Origin of the sequence: Sulfitobacter sp. SH22 (assembly GCF_965641905.1) — a bacterium.
In the GTDB taxonomy this organism is placed as follows: Bacteria; Pseudomonadota; Alphaproteobacteria; order Rhodobacterales; family Rhodobacteraceae; genus Sulfitobacter.
Genome location: NZ_OZ282573.1, coordinates 989,168 through 1,009,220, shown reverse-complemented (window position 1 = coordinate 1,009,220; position 20,053 = coordinate 989,168). Strand labels below are relative to the sequence as shown.

Below are 20,053 nucleotides of genomic sequence, written 5' to 3'. Positions count from 1 at the left end.
ATTGGGGCGCCTTTCCTTTATCAAAATCTTTTAAGGTTTGCACAAGTTCACGGGCTAATTGTATATTCAATGCATTTAAGCTTTTTGGCCGGTTTAGTGTAATTAATCCTACTCGGTCCCGGCGCTCCACAAGAATTGTATCCAAAGATTTATATTTTGTTGATAGTGATATAAAGCTGATAAAATGCAAATCACACCAAATAAAGCAGCTCCAAGATCCCCAAAGCTTGTCCCAACTCGGGCAGGGCGTTCTCCAGGCCATCCAGTCAAACTCATTACACCGCCCATTGCTTGAACTACCATATCATACCCTGGCAATTCAGACATAGGGCCAGAGTGCCCAAATCCTGAGATAGATGTGTAAATTAAGTGTGGATGAGTTTTAGCTAATCTATCTGGACCATATCCAAGTCTATCCATTACTCCAGGTCTGAAATTCTCTACAAGAACATCAGAAGTATTAAGTAACCTTTCTAGCAATTCGCGATCTCTGGGCGATTTAATATCTAAAACAATACTTTCTTTACCTCTATTAAAGCACATAAAATATGCGCTTTCAGCGCTTATAAAAGGAGGAAATGCTCTGGTATCATCGCCAGTGCCAAATTTTTCAACTTTTATTACGCGAGCGCCAAGATCAGCAAGCACCATTGTACAATAAGGTCCTGCTAATACGCGTGAGAAATCAAGGACAGTAATTCCAGATAGAGGGCCACCCTCTAATTTATTATTGTCAGAATTTATCATAGTAAAATCTCTTTTCTTTATTGTTTGAAATCCATGATTATATAGATATTTTGATTAGTATTTGTGATGATATATCTGTTGAGATTCATAGCTTTTAAAATTTTTTAATTTTTGTATTAAATAAGGTTTTATAAAATAGACCGATCGTCTATTAATTGACGAAAAAAAATTCATATTTCTATTCCAGAAAAAAATCCTTTGGAAAATTGACGAAGTGGTGCTTCAGATTGTTCTAGTTTAGCTCTTAAAACAGCACCTTCCCAGCCTATCCAGAAATATTCTGATAATGCATTGCAATCGACATCTGAATCTATTTCATTTTCGTCAACAGCTTCTTTTAAACAAGCAGAAGTACGTTGTTGCCAGTCATTAAATACTTCAACAAGTAAGCTTCGGTACGCAGGGGGTAAGGCTCCCATTTCCTGACCTAGATTCCCAACAAGGCATCCACGAGAGAAGTTAAATTTTTTCATTCCTAGGGCAGCATCATCAATAAAATCATACATCCGTTGTAAAGGAGTACGTTCATTGTTACTTAAAATTCGATCTAATTTGGTTGCAAAATATAATGCGTATCTTTCAATGAGTAGTGCGCCAAATGCTTCTTTATTTTTAAAATAATGATAAAATGAACCTTTGGGTACATTCACACTCTTTAAGATTTCATCAATACCTGTTGCAGAAAATCCTTTTGTAGTTAAAGCCGCAACACCTGCACACAGCAGTGCTTCACGTGTCTCACTATATCCTGCAAGTTCTTTTGGGGGGCGCCCTCGGCGACGTTTATGTGTTGCAGATGAAAGCAAAAGAATATCCATAAGTGTCAGCAAGAGAACTTAGACCGATCGATTAATTAATGTCAATATGTATTATAAATTATATTAGTTTAGTCCTATATTGGGATATAGTTAAAATAATTGGATACAAACTATAGTTTGTCTGGCTACACTGCCATCTGCTTCCAAGATTGCAAACTAGCCCATAATTGGAGTGTTTGTTTTTCCACAAGCAATTTTGTTAGTGTTTTTTCCTGGTTTGTTCATTATCGAAAAAATAGGCTTTCATGTGGGGGATTTTGTTATGCCACCAATATTGACTATAACAGGTGCTTTATATCGTTTTATATTTTAAAGAACTAACTGATATATATTTAATTTAAGTTTTTGATATTTGGCTCCAGTTCTTGGATTACACGGTGCAGAAGTGCTTGTTACCTTCTTCCTCATCGACCAGCACCTCGACCTGTTCCTCATCGGCTTGGATAACTGTTCCTCGGAACGGCCCAACACGGTGTAACTCTGCGATCACAACGCGGCCTTTTTCTCTGAAAATGTGGTCCAAATCTGCGCTTCATAGGTTTGTGTGAACATAGCACTTTGAGACGTGATAGGCTTTGTCTGACAACACCTGCTACAGTGCCCTTCATAAGCTTCAGCAATACGCTAGAGAACGTCTCGTAGCAGCGCCACTTCTTCTTCTACTTCGCTATTTATACAGATGTTACCGTTGCCATATTGCAGTCTCCCTTTTGCAATTACCCAATAACTGGTTTTCTGCCAGATGTTTTATTTCCGCGTATTAATCCTTGGCTGTACAACTCGTTTTCTATCAATCGTAATTCGGCTAGCTTCACACTGCGCTGTCGTTTAGCTTGGAGCGTTTCTATGCCGTGTAGGTAGTTTGGATGGTCTGTGCCTGCTTTTATTGAACTGCGCCTCCTTGCGCCGTGTAGTCTGCAGGTACGGCATCCATAGGCAGCAGGATTTAGGCAACGGTGCTTTGTGCTTTTTGCACGTGCTGTGCATTGGTTGGCGCTGTGCTGAGAGACGGATGGTAGGGGCATAGTTCGGTTACCTCAAAGAAAGAGGTACGTTAGCCATCGCAAAACTGTCTTCGATCATCATTAGTACCTGAATAACCAAGTATCGAGCAGAACTAATTCTATTAAGTGTAGCGTTGTAGCGTTTTGTTGGGCGAGTAATTGAGGGCCGATATCGTTCGCAGGTATTTACAATATCAGAAGCTTTTCTTTCGGCTATTGCGGCGAGTGTCGCTGTTTCCGGTGTAGCCTTAGCATAATCACATAGCGATAAGGCTCCCGGTAAAATTCGATAACCTATGTCTTCCGCTAAATCCTCCGGGAGCCGTTCGAGTTCAGTGGGCCAATCTGCGCCAGTCCAGCCCCCAAGTTCATAGTCAGCTGGTATTTCTATTTTATCTTCCAGCGCGCTCTCGATTACATTCAAGGCGTCGTATCGGCGTCGCCAAGTGCCATAGGATTCCGTCAGTTTATAGCCACCTGCGCGCAAAGGATTTAGTTCCCTATTTGCTTTGCCCGAGGCGAAGGATTTATGGCAGATTTTTGTCATGTTTTACCTCTGAATGGTGAGTTATATTATAACACACAAGAGAATAGCTTGTGAATCGCAAGAGTGTTTATTTTTAGTCAATTTTGCTTTTGAGGCCCGTGCGCATATGCGCACGACTTTTGGCAACTAACCTCTCTGAGCGTATTTTTTGCGCACAGCCTAGGGTGCTTGAGACATAAACCTAAATATATGCTATATATCATATAGTTAAATATACTTAGAAAGTTTCATGGAAAAGTCGTGCGCATGTGCGCAATTTTAGATGTCTCAAAACTAAGGGTTGTGCGCATCAGCTGTGCGCAAGGATTTGGCACAAATTCGGTTAGCTTTTGCGGATATACCGCGCCGAGTTTCGGTACGCGCCTTGTGTGAATTTGCCTTCCCGCACGAAACCAAGACTTTTGAGGCTAGCTGTGATCCTGTTCTGATCGGCACGGCTTACTTTTGCAGTATCCAAAAAAAGTTCTTTGGCAGCTTCGGTTAGAGAAATCTCCGTGATACCTTCTAGCGCAATAGATAGTTGTTCCTGCCAAATATCTTCCGATACTCTGTCACTCTGGACCTCTTTTGCCATCGCCTCTTCTTCAGCCGACAGGTACCATTTCACGCCTGCCTTATACCAATAAATAGCCTCGGCCCAGAGCAAGTCACGATCCCGCTGCAATGCTGTAAGGTTAATTTTACCAACCTGCACCGGCCAGAACCGCCGATTACCTGTCTCATCGCGTAGGTAGGCCCTTTGATTTGTCGTACCGATAAACACACACCGGCGTGGATAGGTGATTTCTTTCCGGTTGTAGGCTGGGCGAAACTTCTCATCCTGACGCGAGATAAAGGCTTTGGTAGTTTCAATTTCGGACTTCTGCATCGCTGACAGCTCACCGACTTCTATAATCCATTTGCCTCGTACGTGGTCGCTGGCATCTTTTGTGCCCATCGTGGGTAGGTTGTCGCTAAAATACTCAACCCCGGCCAGTGTGCGCGCCGCAGAAGATTTTCCAGCGCCTTGATCCCCTTCAAGTACGAGCATGGTGTCGACTTTGCAGCCAGGTCTGAGGGCACGTGCTACAGCAGAAATCATGAACTTCTGTCCAACCGTCGACAGATACTTTGGATCAGCACCCGGTAAACCCGCGTCTTCGATCGTACCAAAGTAGTCTTGGAACAGGCGGTGCAGTTTAGCGCTGTGGGTGCTGGGGTGCCATTTTATTCTGGTTTCGAGGTCTTCAAGATAGTGGCGAATAGGAGAGATAACAGTCTCCTTTGCAACTGTTTCGACGGCGTCAATGACTTTATCTTTTCCTATGTTCGGGAACCCATGACGGTTAAACCAAGCTAAGGCCCAGATAAAATCATCATCTAAAATAGGCCGCTTCTTAAAAGTAGACTTGGGTGTCCGCGTCCCCGGTATAGGTTTTAGCAGTACCAAGTTTTCTGAAAGCTCATCATATGCCAAAACGCCGTCCCACTCGGCGGCATAACGAATTATTGCCATTGCATTTGAGTGATTTGCTATAGGATTTTTACCACGCCGCATGATAGCGTTTGGATCATCCAGCAAATGTAATACAGGCCTTTTCACATCCTCATCGCGCGAACTTGAGTTCGCCAACCTTTGGAGCAACTCAGTACCTGGAGTTGCATCAGAGAAAAGGGAGGACATATCTCTAATATCTTCGTTCCGCAGACGCGTTTCATGACCCGCAGACAGGTAGTAATTCGTGCTGTTGCCAACGTCGTGCAGCATCGGCAAGCCGTTGTCGAGTAATCGGATAAATGCCGCCTCAGACTTACTGGCACGAAAAGGGGTCTCGCACCGAACCTTTTCACCTGGCTTCATCTTCGCGATAACCTCGCTTAAAGGTTTTGATGCCCCTTTGATTTCAATCTCGGTATCCAGGGTCAGGGTGCCTGTATCCGATACTTTTAGCCCATTGTTTTGGGAATATGATAGCAAACGACCGGTTTCTTTCTGTAGTTGTTTTAAGTCGTTGCCGGATGGCAATTCAATTGATGATACGTCTAGGATGCCACCATCCGGGTTTACGATTGTGACGTCTGCACAAACAACAGCATAGCCCTCGGCCGAAACAGTCGGCTTTGAACAGAATACCAAACGCCCCGGTAGCCAAACAGCCAGGTCGATCACGGTTTTTTGTTCATGTCCGATCACCTGTTTAGTTTTTTTACTAAAGCGCGGTGATGGAAACGATAGCTCCTGCAGCTGCATATTAACTTTGACATGTTCACGCAGGATTTCCATTTTCGCAGGGTCAGAAATCTGTATCCAAGCGTGTGTAGCGCCGCCTGTCTGTTGACCATCTTTGACAACACGTGCGCTGGACGAGCGGTACTCAACACGCAGACAGGTGCTGATCCCCGCAACTAGCGGCTCAAGCAGCTCAAGGCGTTCTTGCAGGTTCAGGACTCTCCATTTGTCTGGAATGCCCTCCGGGTTGTCGGCGTCGATCACTATCCAATCGCTTGGTTCAATCCCGGGTTTGATGCGGGCGACATAGCGTTTGCCATCTATTTCTTGTACGCCTCCGGGTACATCTGATGCTGAACAATCTAGCTTTTTCGCAAGATTTTTTTCTGTAATGAGCGTGGCCTCAGCCTTGGGTTGCTCGCCAAAAAAACGCCCGGGCATTAAGGTTATATCACCCCGTGCAGCAGCTTTTTTTAGAACATTTTTCAACCTGTTCGGGGTGACTTCAGCGAAGGTAATGGTGGTACCTTCTGAAATGTTTGCAACAACATTTTTTGTTAAAAATCCATTTTTACTAAGTCCAAATTGTTTGCCGAGTGACACCGGCCGGATAGTCTTTATCACAGTGATATATGCCATAACTTGCCCACTTTTTTTTTTGAAGGCGCGCCTAATGCATGCTATACGAATGGGTACAAGAACACTCTACCGCGTGCTTTAGGGTGCGTGGTTTTTTATTGAGTGTTTGCTGCTGATTTGCAGCCTTCACCATTTATCAACGCATCAAGACTATCTGCGGGTATGACGGTTCTACCACCTATACGAACGGCTCGTAGCCGGCCCGCAGTGATGTGGGCGTAAATTGTAGTTTTGCCCAAGCTAGAGGCCTGACAGGCCTCTTTAATACTGTAGGCAAGTTTGGGCAGGTGTGTGTCGAACCGCATTGGGTCTCTCCGATCATACTGGTAATAGATCGGTGCTAGCGCATTTATAATCAGGCTAACCTGGCTACCCTGAATCTTTCTTCAATCGTTTTCTTGCATCTGTCACACGATTGGGAAGGTTGCTAATTTTAAGTGTCGATGCATCCTCACAATGACGGAATTCTTCTTCTATCAATATGACATCAGCACCGCTCGTTAAACGTTGCCCCACCTCTTTTGCACTGAGTTTTGGGTTGTCTGATAAAATTTCCTCGATCGCCGTTGTAATTTTATCCCTATTGTTTGGTCTGGGTTTGCTTGCTCGTTTTGACTGGGCTGCACTTAATTGCTCATGAGATTGGTCCCAATAACGGCTAGCGGCGGCTGGATCGATTGCCAAACGTCTGAATAAACCCTCATCTCTGCAGAATTCCGGACCAAGCTCTAGCGGATCAGCAAGCTTTGCGAGTGTACGCCGGTCAATCTCATCCCGCTCAGTGCCAGATTCAGAGCAATTGTGCCGCATTCGTTCTAATTTCAACACAAAATCTTTCATGATTTCACCGCGTTCGGTGTCGCTAGTGGCTTTAAGCCTAAGAAGATCAAAATGCTCGGCTAGTTTCTCCTGCCGTTCCTCAAGTGAACTTTTATCCATGGTCACTTCCAGCTATCCCTCTCAGTGGAACAACTTCAGCGGTTCCACTAATCTGAGCATTACAATGTTCGGCCCATTCATCCATCAACCGCCGACGTTTCTCAAATAAATCACCACGCCGATACGCGGCCTCAGCTTTGTTGCCGATGGTATGCGCCAGTGCCATTTCACAAACTTCATGGGGATAGCCTGTGCATTCAGCGGCCCAGTCCCTGAAGCTAGACCGAAAGCCATGGACTGTGACATCCGTTTTCATGCGCCTGAGCAGCATAGACATTGCCATCTGAGATAATGGACCACCTTTGTTTCCAGAGAATACATGTGAAGCATTTAACATCTTAACATTTTGCAATATTTCTATGGCGCGCTTTGAAAGAGGCACTCTATGTTCTCGACCAGCTTTCATACGCTCCGCGGAAATTGTCCAAACCGCTCTATCAATATCAATCTCGTTCCACGTGGCCCCTATAACTTCTCCTGTGCGTGCAGCAGTCAAAATTGTGAACTCAAGAGCAAGAGCGGCTACGGCTCGGCGCGAGCGCAACTGCGTTATTATCTGAGGTACTGAAAGATAAGGTTCAGCTTTATGGTGCCCTCGGGATAACTTTGTTCGAGTAGGTAAAATTAGAGAAAGATGCCCACGCCATCGAGCTGGGTTCTCCCCGGTTCGATATTCTCTCACTTTTGCAGCATCTAAAACAGTTTCGATACGTCCACGAACACGACTTGCAGTTTCGGCTTTGTCTTTCCAGATAGGCTCAATTGCCGCAAGTACATGACTGGTTTCGATATCAGATACAGCTAAATCTCCCATGATGGGGTAGACGTAAGTTGCGAGGGAGTTCTTCCATTGCTGTCTGTGCTTGCTGTTTTTCCAGCTATCTCCATTCGCATCAATATAGGCCTCAGCAACATCCTTGAACCGCACCTTAGCGATTTTCTGCGCCTGAACCTCTGCAGCTTTCGCAATAGCAAGGTCTTCACGCTCGGCTATTGGATCGATACCTGCTTTGACCTTTAGTCTATAAATGGTTGCTACGTCTCTTGCTTGGGCTAAGGTTAACTCATCGTGACCGGCACCTTGCAGTATCGCCGTTGCTTCAGAACACCGAGAAAGCCCAAGGTCCCGTGACTTACCTTTCAACATATATCTAAAAACCCAAGAACGCGCACCTGACTTTTTGACTAGCAAGTGCAGGCCACCACCATCGACATGTCGTCCAGGCTTTGCGTATTTTACGGTCTTAGCATCAAGTGCATTGCTGAGCTTCTTCGGCATAACTCTTTCCTCGATTTGAGTTTGTTACCATAAACGTTCCCCTATAATAGCATGGTTTTATGGGAACGGCAATGAACGCGTACGAACAAGTACTGCTATGATTTGGTAATATATTCAATAAAATATAAGTTAAAATGACCACATGAGAACATGAGCGGACATATGTTAGGCGGACTGTCTGTCCGCCATTTTAACTTCCTCAAAATGGTTAAAACTTCATATAATCCTCTATTATAAGTGTTATTCCTCCAATGAGTAGGAAATTTGGGTCGCGCTTTGGGACACATTTTGGGACACGTCCATTCATTACTCGCTCGACTTAGCGCCGAAGCGACCCGCCCCATGGGCGTCTTGAAACGGTGCCCAGCCGGGCGGCGTATTGCGCGACATAAGTCTTGCCTCGCGTCACTTAAATCAGCTGAGCACCGGGAAATCACTGCGTGTCCGCGATCTTACAGGTTAGATAGTTAGGCTATCGCTACTGGCTTCCGATAACCGACAGTTATCGGAAGCCATAAGACTGTGCACCCAATCCGCTCAATCTTTCCCAAGACCTTAGGGCAAACCATGGCGGCCTAAGCGCTCATTTCTGGCAGTCCGCGCCGAGATAAGCTTGGTGTAGAAATCTGGCTGCTCGAAGTGGTGGCTGCAACCAAGGTTCATTGAACGTATCCGGCCCTTAGCGGACCTTTGAGCAGCCTGCAGCGAACGGCAGCTTCGAGCCTATTTTGTTGAAAAAGTCGGATTTGGCACCGGGTTTGAGAATTTTAAGCTGCTACATGACCAACCAAAAATTTCGGCGAGGGTGTCGGCTGAAATCGTCTTCTGCTTCTCCCGGGGAGCCTTCCAGCCGCTCAGACACAGATACTCCGGACTTTTGCATCTGGCGCGGTTCTGGCGGAAAAATGCAGTCTTCGATTTTCCGACTTTTTCAACAAAATAAGCCCAAAACGACCAATGCTGCACAGTGAACCAATGGCGGCTTTAGGTTTGATACGAAATTGAGAGACTTCTTTTTATGCAGGTGTAATTCACGATGCGGTCATCTGGCAAATACTGCATTATGCGATCAAAAAATAAGCCACAGAATCCTGAAAAGGTGTGAGGTCAAACTCCGCGATCACAGGGTAATGACTCGGCGGTGACGGCCATGCTTTCGGGCGTCCGTGACAAAGGACGCGCTGACCCGATTTGCATCTGCGTGGTTTGTTGAAATGTTCATGCTAGATAGCGATGCTGGCTGGCATCGATGTCAATCGATGCGCTTTTCCACCCCAGCTTTCAGTATCGCTCACATATCAGTGATCAAAAATGCTACGCTAGCTATAGACGACCGGTCTAATGAGGCTATATGGGGAGTTATGGAACAGCAAACCGACACCCGCTCACAGATATTGACCACAGGACGCCGCCTGACGGCCCAGCAGGGCTACACAGGTGTCGGTCTGAGTTCTCTATTGAAAGAAGCTGGGGTTCCCAAGGGGTCGTTCTATCATTACTTCGCTTCCAAGGAGGCTTATGGCTGTGCGCTGTTGGAAGAGTTTATGACAGAGTATGGCACTCGCCTGAATGCGTCACTGGCGCATCCCGATATGGATGCGCGGTCTCGGGTTTTCACCTATTTCGGAAGGTGGCGCACGAAACAGCTTAGCCCGGACCCTGAGGACCGGTGCCTGGTCGTCAAGCTATCGGCGGAGGTTGCTGATCTATCTGCGAACATGAGCATTATCCTGCAAAAAGGCGTTTCTGATATTGTGGCGCATCTGGCGCGGACCCTTGAACAGGGCGCGGAAGATGGCACAATCGCTCCGCTCGAAGATCCCCGAGCCTCGGCGGAAATGCTCTATCATATGTGGCTTGGGGCCAGCCTGATTGCGAGCATCTCGCACAGTGATGCCCCCCTCAATTCCGCAATGGATGCCACGAAGGCCCTTGTTCCAGCCCCCTAAATCCCAAAAACTTTGCCAGCAGAATAGACGACCGGTCTATTCACAAAAGGAAAACCTATGAAAATCTTCTACAAAACCACCGCAACGGCAACCGGGGGGCGCTCCGGCACCTCTGCCCTTAACGACGGCAGCTTTTCGGTCCAGATGGTCCGCCCGGACAGTGGCGAGCCAGGGGTCAATCCTGAACAGCTCTTCGCGCTTGGCTATGCTGCGTGTTTCGACAGCGCGATGGGCCTCACGGCGAAGCAGCTCAAGCTGGATGCCACAGGGTCCAAAACCACGATCGAGGTCGGCATTGGCCAACGCGCCGAGGGCGGATACGGGCTTGATCTGGACATCACCGTTCATTTGCCGGGCATGGCCCCCGACGACGCGCAGCGTCTTGTCGAAGCGACACATCAGGTCTGCCCCTACTCCAACGCTACACGTGGCAACATCGACGTGCGCCTACACGTTGAAACCGAAGAGGCCTGAACCAATGAACAATTTTGATTTTCGCAACCCGACACGTATCCTGTTCGGCAAGGGCCGTATCGCGGACCTGAAAGATCAAGTCCCTGAAGACGCAAAAGTCCTTATCGTCTACGGCGGGGGCAGCGCTGAACGGACCGGCGTTCTTGTGCAGGTGCGAGAGGCGCTTGCGGGTCGCACTTTGGTCGAATTCGGTGGGGTTGAGCCGAACCCGCGTTTTGAAACCGCACTCAAGGCGGTTGAGATCATCGGTCAGGAAGACATTACTTTCCTGCTTGCCGTCGGCGGCGGGTCGGTCATCGACGCCACAAAATTCATCGCAGCAGCTGCGTTGTATGATGGCGACGCGTGGGACATCCTGACATCGCACGGCTCGGTCGTGACGGGTGCCATGCCGTTTGGCACCGTTCTGACACTGCCCGCGACAGGGTCAGAGATGAATCCCACCTCTGTGATCACTAACTCTGAAAAGGGCGCGAAGCTCCCATTCATGAGCGCCCACTGCTATCCGGTCTTTTCGGTGCTGGACCCTGAGGTCACCTTCTCGCTGCCGCCCCGCCAAATCGCGAACGGTGTTGCGGACGCGTTTGTTCATATCATTGAACAGTATCTGACATATCCGTCTGCTGCGCGCGTTCAGGACGGCTTTGCCGAGACCCTGCTGCGTACCCTTATCGAGCTTGGGCCCCAAGCGATTGAGACGCCGGACGACTACGATATCCGCGCCAACCTGATGTGGACGGCAACGCTGGCGCTGAACGGCCTGATCGGTGCGGGCGTTCCGCAGGACTGGGCCAGCCATATGATCGGGCATGAGATTACCGCACTGAACGATACCGATCACGCGCGAACTCTGGCTGTAGTGCTGCCAGCGCTGATGAACGACCAGCGCGGCCCGAAACGTGAGAAACTGCTGCAATATGCCGCCAACGTCTGGGACATCCGCGAGGGGTCAGAGGATGACCAAATCGACGCAGCAATCGATGCTACGCGTGGATTTTTTGAGGCGATGGGGATCAAAACGCGGCTGGGTGATTACGACGTCGCTGCGCCCGAGATTGACCGCATCATCATCTCCTTGAAGGACCACGGCCTGACCGCGCTTGGCGAAAATAGCGCCATCACCACCGACGATACCCGCCGCATTCTTGAAGCGGCCCTTTAGGAGATTTTGAACATGACACAGACCGAAACAGTGAACCGCCAACTTGTTCTGGCGGAGCGTCCCAAAGGCGCACCGACAAAGAACACACTCCGCCTGGTTGAGAGAGAGGTTCCCTCTGCGGGCGCGGGTCAGATGCTTCTGCGCACGGAATTCCTGTCGCTGGATCCTTATATGCGGGGGCGCATGAGTGATGCACCCTCTTACGCCGCACCCGTGGAAATTGACGGTGTCATGCAGGGCGGAACAGTGGCACAGGTCGTTACCTCGAACGTCGATGGGTTCGCGCCGGGCGACTATGTACTCAGCTTCAATGGCTGGCAGGACTATGCTCTGACCGAAGGAGCAGGCGTCACCAATCTGGGTAAATCGCCTGCACATCCGTCTTGGGCACTTGGGATCATGGGGATGCCCGGCTTTACCGCTTGGGCTGGTCTCACCCAAATCGGCGCGCCGAAGCCTGGCGAGACCATCGTTGTAGCGGCTGCAACTGGTCCCGTCGGTGCCACCGTGGGCCAGATCGGCAAGATCTTGGGCTGCCGTGTAGTCGGCATCGCTGGCGGACCAGATAAATGCGCCTACGCGGTCGATGAATTGGGCTTTGACGCCTGTATCGATCACAAGGCAGATGACTTTGCCGAACAGCTTGCTAAGACCAGCCCTGATGGCATCGATATCTATTTCGAAAATGTTGGCGGCAAGGTTCTGGACGGGGTCATCCCGCTATTGAACCCGAACGCGCGGGTGCCGGTCTGCGGATTGGTGTCGCAATACAATGCGACCAGTCTTCCCGATGGGCCGGACCGGATGAACTGGCTCATGGGGCAGGTTCTTCGCAAAAAAATCAAGCTACAGGGCTTCATCATCTTTGACGATTTCGGCCATCTCTATCCGGACTTTGTCAAAGAGATGGGTCCGTGGATTGAAAGCGGCAAAATCAAATACCGCGAAGAGATGATCGATGGGCTGGAAAATGCGCCCGAAGCATTCATCGGTTTGCTGAACGGCGAAAACTTTGGCAAGCGCGTCATCCGCGTTGGCCGCAACTGAAAGTAAGAACATGAAAATTCTAATGGTACTGACATCCCACGACACGCTCGGGGACACTGGCAAAAAAACTGGTTTCTGGCTGGAGGAGTTTGCGGCCCCCTACTACGTCTTCAAAGACGCTGAGGCGGATATCACCTTGGCCTCGCCCAAAGGTGGACAACCGCCGATTGATCCCTCCAGCGACAGCCCGGACGCACAGACGGATGACACCCGTCGCTTCAAAGACGACAGCGACGCGCAAAAGCATCTTGCGAACACGCTGACACTTTCGGACGTGACCGAAGACGGGTTTGACGCCATCTTCTATCCGGGTGGCCACGGCCCCTTGTGGGATCTTGCCGAAGACGCCGACAGCAAACGTTTGATCGAGGCGTTCAACGCCGCCGACATGCCCGTTGGTGCGGTGTGCCACGCCCCCGCCGTGTTCCGCCACACGCAAGGGACGGACGGCAAACCGCTGGTGTCTGGCCGCCGTGTGACGGGCTTTACCAACACCGAAGAAGAGGCTGTGGCCCTCACCGACGTCGTGCCGTTCTTGGTTGAGGACATGCTGAAGGCAAATGGTGGCAAGTATGAAAAAGGGGCAGACTGGAGCAGCTTTGTCCTGCGTGATGCCAATCTCGTCACTGGCCAGAACCCCGCCTCATCCGGTGCCGCCGCGCAACAGATCCTTGCGCTGTTGACATAAAGAAGCCATCGGCCAGATGGGCGCGTTGTCAACATTCAACGCGCCTATCTCCTTCTGAAAATAGTATCAGTGATCAAAGAATGTTGTGTCAGATATAGACGACCGGTCTAATTGGGTCTATGAAACGGATCAGGGAACAGCAAAACGACACCCTTTCACACAGGAAATCGTAATGGCAATTTATGAACTGCGAACTTATCAGGTCTATGTTGGCCAAATGACCGAGGTCATCCGAGTCTACCGAGACTATGGCTGGCCAGCGCTGGAAAAAGGCGGCTTTGATGCCAAACTGGTCGGCTATTTCACTTCAGATACCGGTGAGTTGCACCAACTCGTGCATCTGTGGAAATTTGACGACGATGCAGATCGCCGTAACTTCTGGAGCAGCCTCTTCAAGGATGAAGACTTCATGGTCTTTGGAAGCAAGATCAGACCTTTGTTGATGAGCCAGAAAAACCAGTTGTTGCAGGCCGCCCCTTGGGGACCTCACCCCTGATCTCGGACGCGGTTAAGTTAACCAGCGGATACGACTCTAATTATATTGATATTTGAAAAGGACTATTGGAATGCAAGCATGGGAAATCGTTTCTGGTGATGGCGTAGATGCACTGAAACTCGTAGAGCGCGAAACACCCATCCCCGGCCCCGGACAGGTGAGGGTACGCATGAAAGCGAACTCTATCAATTACCGTGATTTGATTACGATCGAGGGAGCGGGTGCGCGCAAGTTGCCATTTCCAACTGTGCCAAACTCTGATGGGGCGGGTGTTATAACCGCCGTAGGTGAAGGAGTTAAGTTGAAGGAAGGGGATAGGGTTACCTCTTGCTTTTTTGAAGAGTGGGTAGCCGGTGAAATCAGCGCTTCCGTCATGGCTTCAGCGTTGGGAGGAGCTCGTCAGGGCGTCTTGGCAGAGGAAGTCATTCTGCCCGAAGACGGTGTTATTCCCACACCACCCGGCCTAACTGATGAGGAAGCTGCTACCCTTCCCTGTGCAGCGCTAACGGCGTGGCATGCACTCACTCTTCCGCGCCCAGTGAAGGCTGGAGAAACAGTGCTGTTGCTTGGAACCGGTGGCGTTTCTGTTTTCGCCCAGCAATTTTGTACGATGATGGGGGCGCGGACAATCGTCACCTCATCTTCGGACGACAAATTGGAAAAGATGAAGGCGCTGGGTGCCAGTGACGTCATCAATTATCGAACAAACCCTGAATGGGATGCGGCTGTCTTGGAACTTACGGCCGGATCAGGCGTCGACCGCGTTGTCGAAGTCGGCGGCCCCGGGACATTTGACCGATCAGTAAATGCAGTCAGAGTTGGCGGTATTATCGGTCTGATTGGTGTCTTAACAGGCGTTTCAGGTGCGACCAACCCGACTCCGATCATGGCAAAGTCCATAACCGTGAAGGGTATTTACGTCGGATCAAGGGCTATGTTTGCCGATATGAACCGCGCAATCGAGGCCCATAACATGAAACCGGTGATTGATCAAACTTTTGACTTCAAGGATGCCCGATCAGCCTATCACGCTATGCGAGGTGCCGGACATTTCGGAAAGCTGGTTATCAAGATGTAGCGATCCAAGGGCCCATCTGAAAACGGGATAATCATATCCCAGTGGGTGGACCACTCCAGAGGGGGCATTCCACAGTGTTTTCAAGGCCATGGAACAGGTCGCGGTCGGCAAGATGACCGAATATTCGCGCTATGGTTCCAACCAGCAAAAGCGCATGTTCATCTACGGGCGTCTGGACACTGGTCCGACGATCCTGTCGCCCAGTTACGGCTTTGGCTGGACACTGTCAGGCTGGCTCCTGTTCCCCTTCATTCAATCAATCAATCAATCAATCGGTCGGAACGGAAACCGTGGGACGGATGCGCAAGCGTGTGCTCAAGAACCTGACGACGACATTTGCCAGCCACTACAAGAAACGGGTCGATCTCGCAGAGATGCTGACCAAGGAAGCCGTGACCGATTATCGCGCAATGAAGACAGGTGAGAAATACCTCGTCATGCCTTGGAAATGAGGGTCCCGTGCCAGGTCATCCGATCTCTCCGGCGACATCATGGGCGATCCTCATAATCGCACGAAGCCGCGCGGTTGGCTCAGGGCCGCGCCGGGTGACTGACCACAGTTCGTGGTATCGGCGGTGTGGCAGAGAGACGACCTTCAGCCGGTTGCGTCCGAAGAACGCTTCGATCCCACTGCGTGGCAGCAGAGTGTAGCCGATGCCCTCGGCCACTGGCGACGGGATTTGCCCGATCTGATTTACAAAAGTCCGCACCCTAATCCGATCTGCCCCGGTAAACGCTTCCGGAAAGTTCAAAGACAAAAGATCGTCGGCATAGGCGAAACCATCAGGATGTGCGACGAAGCCACGATCTTCGAGGGACTCAAATGTGACCGTCTCATCAGCGGCATCAGCGGGCAGGATCAAGCACAGCTCTTCCCGTCCAATAGACTGGGCGTTGAGACGCGGATGACCGGTGTCCTGCCCCACCACCCCCAGATCAAAGCGCCCACCCAAAACGCCTGAAACAACAGTGTCTTGCGGGGCGGCTTCCAAATGTATCAGGAGCTGCGGCGCGTCCCTCATGAGCGCCAGAAGCCGTGGGTAGAGCAGCTAGGCGAAACTGCCCGAACATGCAATCTTCACCTCGCCCACATTGGGATCATCGGCCATAATGGTATCGCGGAGGTGCCGCTCCTCGGTCCGCCGCGACAGTCCAAGGTCGCGCACCGCCTCGCCTGCTGGCGTCAGGGTAAAGCTTTTGCCCTCTTGCGCGATCAGGCTCTGACCCACCTGTTCCTCAAGCTTGCGTAAATGCTGTGACACGCCCGGCTGGGTCATGTTCAACTTCTCCGCCGCGCGGGTAAAATGCCCGGTCTCGGTCAGGGTGACATATGTTTCGAGCCATGTCGCGTTGAGCATTTTTTGATTTCACTAAATTATTATAAACATCAGATATTATAATTTAACATTGGGAGCGGCCTTGTCTATCTCTTCTGCAACTCAGCAAGCAAAGGATAATCCTAATGACCCCGACACCACGCACATTCTCTCATATCGGTATCTCCGTTCCCGACCTGGATGCCGCTGTCAAATTCTACTCCGAGGTCATGGGCTTTTACGTGATCATGCAGCCCAGTGAGGTAACCGAGGACGACAGCGCCATCGGCGTGATGTGTAGCGACGTCTTTGGCCCTGGTTGGGACCGCCTGCGGATCGCGCATCTGTCGACCGCCGATGGCATCGGCTTTGAGCTGTTCGAGTTCAAGGGTAACGAAGAGCCAGACGACAATTTCGCATATCGCCGACACGGGACATTCCACTTCGCGGTACAGGACCCGAACCTCGAGGACCTTCTGGAAAAGATCATCGCAGCCGGTGGCAAGCAGCGCATGCCTGTCCGCGAATATTTCCCCGACGAAAAGCCGTTCCGCATGGTTTATGTCGAGGACCCATTCGGCGTCATCTTCGAAATCTATAGCCACAGCTACGGGCTGACCTATTCGGCAGGTGCCTATTCGTAAGACGGACATCGCATGATCCACTCAACAAAGGAGCCTACACTATGAAAGCAGCCATCATTCGCGACTACGACAGCGAGATCGAAATCGCCGACATCGACCCGCCCGAATTGAAAGATGATTCCGTATTGATCGCAGTCCATGCGGCCAGCGTGAACCCCATCGATTACATCCTGCAATCCGGTGCGATGAAGGAAATGATACCGTTGGAGTTCCCGCATATCATGGGGTTTGACGTCTCAGGCGAGATCACCGAGGTCGGCAAGGCGGTCACAGGCTTCAAAGTCGGCGACGCGGTTTTCGCACGCGCCAACCAGCAGGACGCGGGCGCGATTGCGCAGACTGCGCGTCTCAAAGCGACCGAAATGGCTTTGAAACCCGAAAACATCAGCCATCAGGAGGCAGCATCGGTTCCTCTTGCGGGCCTGACGGCGTGGCAGGCGCTGATTTCGAAGGCGAATTTGAAATCGGGAGACAAGGTGTTGATTCATGCCGGATCGGGCGGTGTCGGTACCCTTGCGATCCAGATCGCGAAACACTTCGGAGCCCACGTCGCCACCACGTGCAGTGTTCGAAATGCGGACCTGGTCCGCAATCTTGGGGCAGATGTCGTGATTGACTACAAGACTGAGGTGCCCCTAGTTTCCTAGACACCTGCTTTGTTCATTTTCCTTTGTTTGATTTCATAGTGAACTGGCGACAGCATGCCGTTGTTGGTGTGCTTGCGTGTCGGATTGTAGAACATCTCGATGTATTCGAACACGTCCCGCCTTGCAGCGTCGCGTGTGGTGTATGTCCGCCGCCTGACCCGTTCTCGTTTCAACAACTGAAAGAAGCTTTCCGCGACAGCATTATCATGGCAATTCCCGCGACGGCTCATGCTGGCGACCAAGTTGTGTTTTCTCAGGAATGATTGCCACTCTCCGCCGGTAAATTGGGAACCTTGGTCGGAGTGGATCATGACCTTTTGCTTTGGTTTGCGCCGCCAAACGGCAGCCAACAAAGCCTGCAACGCAAGGTCCGTTGTCATGCGGGATTGCATTGACCATCCGACGACCCGCCTTGAGAACAGATCAATCACGACGGCCAGATAAGACCAACCTTCGTGCGTTCTGATGTAAGTTATGTCGGTCACCCAAACCGTATCGGGCGCATCAATCTCGAATTGTCGATCCAGCGTATTGTCAGCGACCACAGCAGGCTTGCCACCATATCGACCAGGGCGGCGTTTGTAGCCGATTTGCGCCGTGATACCCGCAAGACCGGTCAAACGTGCCACACGGTTCTCCGAGCAGGTTTCACCAGCATCGCGCAGGTCATCTGTCAGCTTTCGATATCCATAGACCTTGCCACTGTCCGTCCACGCCTGATGGATCAGCTCTGTCTGGCGTGCATCTTCAAGCGCACGCTGGCTTAACGGTTCTTTAAGCCATGCATAGAACCCGCTGAAATGAACGCACAGCATTCGGCACATCGACCGTACCGAAAACTCTGCGCGGTGAGCCTCAATAAACGCGTACCTCACTGAGACTCTCGCGAAGTACGCGGTCGCCTTCCTAAGAAACAGCCATGTCGGCCTCCAGTGGCAATTCTTGCAAATCATACCCGAAAGACTTTGCGCGGCGCCTGAGATTACCGAGTACGCGATTGCGGTATCGTTCCTCATAATGGGACGCACCGGGGTCTTTGTATGTCATGCCGTGTCGGAGGGTGTTGTAGAACAGAACGGCAATCTTGCGCGCGGTGGCCGTGACTGCTTTGGCTTTACCTGCGCGTGCCGCCAATCTCCGGTAGAAAGCCCCCAGAGCGGTATCGCTGCGCCCAATTGTGACCGCAGCCAAACGCAACAAGGCCGCAGCCCGACTGGAAGATCGCCTTGTCCGTGATGACAGCACCTGACCGCCAGATATCTTGTCACCCGGAGCCAAGCAGAGCCACGAGGTGAAGTGTTTGGCGCTTGGCCATGCGCGCAGGTCAGTGCCACATTCGCCAACCAATTTGAGTGACAGAGACGGCCCCATTCCATGGATCTCAGTCAGATCAACACCCAGGACGCCGAACAGCGCGGCCCGTACATCAAACGAAGGCGTACTGACTTGCTTGGTCTTTGTGCGCGGGCGTGGCAGTTGACTGGGATCATGTTCGGTATCTGCGCCCAATGCCACAAGCGTCGCCTCAAGATGGCGATCACATTCCAGCATCTTGGCCTGATAGAAGTCATAGAGTTCGAGCGACTGGGTCAGCCCGAAGATGTGTTCGGGGCGATTATTCCCATTGAGCGCGGCTTTGATTGTCTGCGTTGAAGCCTTGCAACGCACGTCGCGATACCCGGCTAACACGTCCAAATCCCGTTCGCCTGCGACAATCGCACGGATGATCTTCATCCCCGTAATACCCGTGATGTCAGATACAACATGATGCAGCTGCAGGTTCATCTCCATCAGTGCCTTCTGCATGTGTTGGATATGGGCCGCCGCATACTCTACCAGCCTCTCCCGTTGGCGCAGGTACGCCCGCAGTGTGGCAATCTCAGCGGATGGGCGGAAACTGCCACGTAGCAAACCGTAGGAATGCAGCTGCCGCAACCAACTGGCATCGCTTACATCGGTTTTGCGACCCGGCACGTTCTTGGCGTAGCGCGCGTTAACCAAAATGACCTCGAAGCCGTGCTGCTCTAATATCTCGTAAGCTGGGATCCAGTAAACGCCCGTGGATTCCATCGCGACGCTGGTCACACCGTGCGATTTGAACCAGTCAGCGAGATCATGCAGATCATGAGTGAAGGTCCCAAACGCGCGCACCGGTGAGTCTGCCACCTCTGGGTTTACAGCCGCCATGTGTTCGCGTGAACCAATATCAACGGCGGCAGCGCCAATGTTCACAGTCTCAATCGTAGGAATCTTGCGGGTCTTTTGCTTTGCCATTGTCTATCCTCCTGTTGGCAACAGAAGGGCGTGGGCTATGCAAATCCGTCATCTTCCTAACCGGGAACACTGCCAAAGCAGCGTCACCACTCTCAA

Annotated in this window: 19 protein-coding genes and 2 pseudogenes; 10 read left to right on the top strand and 11 right to left on the bottom strand. The window is 50.9% G+C overall.

All coding sequences use genetic code 11. The features are described 5' to 3' along the window. Positions 1-108 precede the first annotated feature (108 nt). The 8 genes from ACSQ13_RS06930 to ACSQ13_RS06895 all read right to left on the bottom strand — a co-directional run bounded on the left by ACSQ13_RS06930 (position 109) and on the right by ACSQ13_RS06895 (position 8,182). Positions 109-747, bottom strand: coding sequence for a CaiB/BaiF CoA transferase family protein (locus ACSQ13_RS06930; RefSeq protein WP_295510285.1), 639 nt, complete (start codon positions 745-747; stop codon positions 109-111). A 170-nt stretch (positions 748-917) separates the two neighbouring features. After that, a complete protein-coding gene (acuR, locus tag ACSQ13_RS06925; RefSeq protein ID WP_295510288.1) occupies positions 918-1,565 on the bottom strand; it encodes an acrylate utilization transcriptional regulator AcuR in 648 nt (215 codons plus the stop codon). 370 nt (positions 1,566-1,935) lie between these two features. Further along, complete coding sequence (locus tag ACSQ13_RS06920; RefSeq protein WP_435988234.1) at positions 1,936-2,088, bottom strand: hypothetical protein; 153 nt, start codon at positions 2,086-2,088, stop codon at positions 1,936-1,938. 509 nt (positions 2,089-2,597) lie between these two features. Continuing rightward, positions 2,598-3,116 carry a hypothetical protein gene (locus tag ACSQ13_RS06915; protein ID WP_295510290.1) on the bottom strand — a complete coding sequence of 173 codons (519 nt, stop codon included), beginning with the start codon at positions 3,114-3,116 and terminating at the stop codon, positions 2,598-2,600. 322 nt (positions 3,117-3,438) lie between these two features. Then, the gene (locus tag ACSQ13_RS06910) at positions 3,439-5,964 is read right to left on the bottom strand and encodes a virulence-associated E family protein (protein ID WP_295510293.1); all 2,526 of its coding nucleotides are present in this window, start codon (positions 5,962-5,964) and stop codon (positions 3,439-3,441) included. 95 nt (positions 5,965-6,059) lie between these two features. Next, positions 6,060-6,269, bottom strand: a complete 210-nt coding sequence (locus ACSQ13_RS06905) for a helix-turn-helix domain-containing protein (RefSeq protein ID WP_367268344.1) — start codon at positions 6,267-6,269, stop codon at positions 6,060-6,062. A 64-nt stretch (positions 6,270-6,333) separates the two neighbouring features. Further along, positions 6,334-6,903: a hypothetical protein gene (locus tag ACSQ13_RS06900; RefSeq protein WP_295510295.1), complete on the bottom strand. Its 570-nt coding sequence runs from the start codon at positions 6,901-6,903 to the stop codon at positions 6,334-6,336. Continuing rightward, the gene (locus ACSQ13_RS06895; RefSeq protein ID WP_295510297.1) at positions 6,896-8,182 is read right to left on the bottom strand and encodes a tyrosine-type recombinase/integrase; all 1,287 of its coding nucleotides are present in this window, start codon (positions 8,180-8,182) and stop codon (positions 6,896-6,898) included. Before ACSQ13_RS06895 ends, ACSQ13_RS06900 begins: the two co-directional genes overlap by 8 nt. A gap of 1,361 nt (positions 8,183-9,543) precedes the next feature. Between ACSQ13_RS06895 and ACSQ13_RS06890 the strand changes: the two genes are divergently transcribed. The 8 genes from ACSQ13_RS06890 (at position 9,544) to ACSQ13_RS06855 (ending at position 15,528) form a co-directional block, all read left to right on the top strand. Then, a complete protein-coding gene (locus ACSQ13_RS06890; protein WP_295510299.1) occupies positions 9,544-10,131 on the top strand; it encodes a TetR/AcrR family transcriptional regulator in 588 nt (195 codons plus the stop codon). A gap of 57 nt (positions 10,132-10,188) precedes the next feature. After that, positions 10,189-10,605 carry an organic hydroperoxide resistance protein gene (locus ACSQ13_RS06885; protein ID WP_295510300.1) on the top strand — a complete coding sequence of 139 codons (417 nt, stop codon included), beginning with the start codon at positions 10,189-10,191 and terminating at the stop codon, positions 10,603-10,605. A 4-nt stretch (positions 10,606-10,609) separates the two neighbouring features. Further along, on the top strand, positions 10,610-11,767 hold the full coding sequence (locus ACSQ13_RS06880) for an iron-containing alcohol dehydrogenase (protein WP_295510302.1): 1,158 nt from the start codon (positions 10,610-10,612) through the stop codon (positions 11,765-11,767). Positions 11,768-11,779: 12 nt separating this feature from the next. Beyond that, positions 11,780-12,814: an NADP-dependent oxidoreductase gene (locus ACSQ13_RS06875; protein ID WP_295510305.1), complete on the top strand. Its 1,035-nt coding sequence runs from the start codon at positions 11,780-11,782 to the stop codon at positions 12,812-12,814. A 10-nt stretch (positions 12,815-12,824) separates the two neighbouring features. Further along, entirely contained in the window at positions 12,825-13,502 is a 678-nt protein-coding gene (locus tag ACSQ13_RS06870) for a type 1 glutamine amidotransferase domain-containing protein (RefSeq protein ID WP_295510308.1), read from the top strand. Positions 13,503-13,674: 172 nt separating this feature from the next. Then, positions 13,675-13,998: an NIPSNAP family protein gene (locus ACSQ13_RS06865; RefSeq protein ID WP_295510311.1), complete on the top strand. Its 324-nt coding sequence runs from the start codon at positions 13,675-13,677 to the stop codon at positions 13,996-13,998. Positions 13,999-14,068: 70 nt separating this feature from the next. Beyond that, positions 14,069-15,076: a zinc-dependent alcohol dehydrogenase family protein gene (locus ACSQ13_RS06860; protein ID WP_295510313.1), complete on the top strand. Its 1,008-nt coding sequence runs from the start codon at positions 14,069-14,071 to the stop codon at positions 15,074-15,076. A 299-nt stretch (positions 15,077-15,375) separates the two neighbouring features. After that, entirely contained in the window at positions 15,376-15,528 is a 153-nt protein-coding gene (locus ACSQ13_RS06855) for a hypothetical protein (protein ID WP_435988233.1), read from the top strand. Positions 15,529-15,543: 15 nt separating this feature from the next. Here ACSQ13_RS06855 and ACSQ13_RS06850 read toward each other — a convergent pair. Then, positions 15,544-16,434, bottom strand: a pseudogene (locus tag ACSQ13_RS06850) (LysR family transcriptional regulator). Positions 16,435-16,538: 104 nt separating this feature from the next. Between ACSQ13_RS06850 and ACSQ13_RS06845 the strand changes: the two are divergent. Further along, positions 16,539-17,036 (top strand): lactoylglutathione lyase family protein, encoded by a 498-nt coding sequence (locus ACSQ13_RS06845; RefSeq protein WP_295510317.1) that lies wholly within the window; start codon positions 16,539-16,541, stop codon positions 17,034-17,036. Between the two features lie 41 nt (positions 17,037-17,077). Then, on the top strand, positions 17,078-17,683 hold the full coding sequence (locus tag ACSQ13_RS06840) for an NADP-dependent oxidoreductase (RefSeq protein WP_295510320.1): 606 nt from the start codon (positions 17,078-17,080) through the stop codon (positions 17,681-17,683). Here ACSQ13_RS06840 and ACSQ13_RS06835 read toward each other — a convergent pair. Together ACSQ13_RS06835 and ACSQ13_RS06830 are read right to left on the bottom strand one after the other, a co-directional pair. Continuing rightward, positions 17,680-18,564: pseudogene (locus ACSQ13_RS06835) on the bottom strand (IS3 family transposase); the annotation flags it as partial. The gene ACSQ13_RS06840 and the pseudogene ACSQ13_RS06835 overlap by 4 nt on opposite strands. Before the next feature lie 25 nt (positions 18,565-18,589). Continuing rightward, positions 18,590-19,957 (bottom strand): IS110 family transposase, encoded by a 1,368-nt coding sequence (locus ACSQ13_RS06830; protein ID WP_435988232.1) that lies wholly within the window; start codon positions 19,955-19,957, stop codon positions 18,590-18,592. Between the last annotated feature and the right edge of the window lie 96 nt (positions 19,958-20,053).